This is a genomic window from Mycobacterium sp. TH-M11 (assembly GCF_057473725.1).
Genome location: NZ_JBYCLD010000451.1, coordinates 1 through 2719, shown reverse-complemented (window position 1 = coordinate 2719; position 2719 = coordinate 1). Strand labels below are relative to the sequence as shown.

Genomic DNA, 2719 nt, shown 5'->3' with positions numbered 1-2719 from the left:
TGTTGACGATGTTGCGGAACGCGGTGTTCATCTGACCCATGGTGTCGTGCGAGGTCATCTGCGCGGTGCCGCTCCAGCCCGCACCGGCGATGTTCTGCGAAGACGCCCACATCTTGCGGGCCTCGTCCTCGACGGTCTGGGCGTGGGATTCGAAACGTCCAGCCATTGCCCGCATCTCGTGCGGATCAGTCATAAAACGGGTAGGCATAATTCTTTCCTTGCTGTGTTGGGTTGATGGTTCGGTCGGAGGAAGGCGCCGTCGGCTTCCGTTGGATTGCTAGACCAAGACCCGCTTGGGCATGACCGTTGGCTTGACGCCGTAGCGCGGTGCGGCGAAACCGTAGCCGCCGCGGGCCCCTGCGGCAGCGGGCATACCGGCCGGGACGGCGTTCACGCCGCCGCCGCCGCCGCCCAACTCGGCCTCGCTGGTCCAGCCACTACCTGCAAGGGTGACCGTTTCGTTGACCTCCGGTACATTGCTGGCCCAGCCGGCCGGCACCGACATGCCGCCGACCGCCGAGGTTCCGCCGACACTGGCGAGCACTCCGGTGCCACCGGCCACGGCGCCTACACCGCTGGCCGGACCAACGCTGCCAACCAGTATCCCGGCGCCCAGCGCCGCGGGTGTGGTGGCACTGGCAACCGAAGCCGTGCTGGCCAAGGAGTGGGCCAGCAGCGGTATAACCGAGCCCATCATCGGGAAGTACCAGCCCATGCTGTAGACCGTTTGGTTGATGATCTGTGTCAGGAACGGGTTGGAACTCAAGAAACTGTCAAACTGCTCAAACGCGCTCAACGCTGAAGTGCCACCCGTGGAAGCCGCCGCAGAGGACGTCAGCTGACTCATCGAGCCCAGCCCGTTGAGGGTGGACTGCGCGCTACTGCTGGCTGCGCTGGCGGGGGTCGTCACACCCTGCGCGACTGCCCCGGCCGGGTTGGTGGTCTGCGGTGCGGGAGTCATCGGTACCAGCGTCTGGGCGGCGGTTGATGCAGCCGAGTAGCCGTACATCACCGCAGAGTTGGTCGCCCACATCGCGGCATAGGCGGCCTCGGTCGCGAGGATTGCCGGGGTGTTGACGCCCAGGAAGTTCGTCGCCACCAACGCAGCCAGCTGCGCCCGGTTGGCCTCGATCACCGGCAGCGGAACGACCGTGTTGCTCGCTGTCTCGTAGGCGGCCGCCGAACTCATCGCTTGCGTACCCGCGTGCTGAGCTGAGGAGGCGGTTTGCTGCAACCACGCGATGTACTCGCTGGCGGCGCTGGCCATCAGGTTCGATGACGGGCCATGCCAGGTGCTGCCCAGTTCGGTGATCACCGACTGGTAGGAAGCCGCCGCCTGCTCGAGTTCGGCGGCCAAGCTCTGCCACGATGCCCCCGCGCTCATCATCGGCGCCGATCCGGCGCCGGCTTTGAGGAGCGCGGCAATCAACTCCGGGGGCCATGTTGCGAAGTCAAATCCCATGTTGTTGCTTCCTGTCCCTAAGTTCCGATAATTCCGATGCTCTGGATTGCTAGACGATCGCCGGTTTCGGCGTCTTGGGCATGACGGTCGGCTTGACGCCGTAGCGCGGTGCTCCCAGCCCCGCGGTGCGTCCACCCGAGCCGCCGGCTGGTATGCCGGCGGGCACCGTCGACGTCGCCGCGGCAGGCTGGGCGGCCGTCCCGGCCCAGCTGGGGCTGGCGCTGACCAACTTGACCGGCTCAGCGCCGGCCGTCGCTCCCGCCCACGTCGGGGGCACCGATAGACCGCCGACGCTGGATGCCTGCGATGCTCCGGCCAGCACCGGCATCCCGCCGGACCCGCCCGCACCCGTCGGGGCGGGAGCCATCGGGGCGGTGTCACTGGACAGCGCAGCGCCGAGTCCTCCCAGGTCGCCGGCGTCTGCGGTGGCGGTGGGAAGCAACCCGCCGGACGCCAGCCCGAGCAGGTCCGAGGAACCTGCCGCGAAGTTTCCGACCCCGGTGTAGCCGACCCCCTGGAAGGTGGTGCTGTTAAGGAGCGTCATCAGGGTCGAGAACGGGTTCGAGGCCGTGGCCGCGTTGGTGCTCTCGGCGGTCGAGTAGGACGTGCCGCTCTGGCTCAGCATTTGCACGAACTGCTGGTGAATCGCCTGAGCCTCAGAGCTGATCTGCTGGTAGAGACTGCCGTATGCAGAAAACACCGCAGACTGCAGCGCCGAAACCGGATCGCTACCGGCGGGGGCCACGCTACTGGTCGGTGCGGCGACCGCCGCACTCTGCGTGGATATCCCGGTGCCGATAACCTCCAGCTGATTCGCCGCAGACGCTATTTCCTCGGTAACCGCATTCAAAAACGACATAATTACCTCTCAGCTCCCGTTCTTTCTGATGATCCGATGGGTCCAGCTTTTTTCGACGGACGCCATTGACCATCGGTAACCTCAGCTAATCGCCGGCGTCGGTGACCGGCGGCATGGATTCAGGGTGCGCGCCGCTGAAGAAGCGCCCGGTGGATAGAGTCGCGGCCCCGTTGGACGTCATGCGGACCACGCGAGCGGCCAGGCAGTCTGGGGTGACCTACTGTCTTCGAGCGCGACGAGTCGTGGGACCCCCCAAGCGGGCCGGTGCTCAGCGACATGCTTTCGAACGCGACCCGGATGTCTACTGGCAAAATGTGCCGACCCGCTGCGAAGCGGTCACGAGTGCCAAATGGCATGCGTGCGAATCCGTCTGAATTCATGGCACGACTATTACCCAG

3 protein-coding genes are annotated in these 2719 nt (G+C 65.9%); all 3 read right to left on the bottom strand.

The window, feature by feature from the left end:
* Positions 1–208 (bottom strand): WXG100 family type VII secretion target (locus AC2VOG_RS17585; RefSeq protein ID WP_486938176.1); only part of this gene is annotated, 208 nt, incomplete at its 3' end.
* 69 nt (positions 209–277) lie between these two features.
* Positions 278–1462, bottom strand: coding sequence for a PPE family protein (locus AC2VOG_RS17580; RefSeq protein WP_486941131.1), 1185 nt, complete (start codon positions 1460–1462; stop codon positions 278–280).
* 49 nt (positions 1463–1511) lie between these two features.
* Positions 1512–2321 carry a PPE family protein, SVP subgroup gene (locus AC2VOG_RS17575; RefSeq protein WP_486941130.1) on the bottom strand — a complete coding sequence of 270 codons (810 nt, stop codon included), beginning with the start codon at positions 2319–2321 and terminating at the stop codon, positions 1512–1514.
* Positions 2322–2719 lie beyond the last annotated feature (398 nt).

What these genes read in the sequence shown, in the direction of transcription:
- AC2VOG_RS17575 (WP_486941130.1), bottom strand. Translation starts at nt 2,321, where the DNA reads ATGTCGTTTTTGAATGCGGTTACCGAGGAAATAGCGTCTGCGGCGAAT.
- AC2VOG_RS17580 (WP_486941131.1), bottom strand. Translation starts at nt 1,462, where the DNA reads ATGGGATTTGACTTCGCAACATGGCCCCCGGAGTTGATTGCCGCGCTC.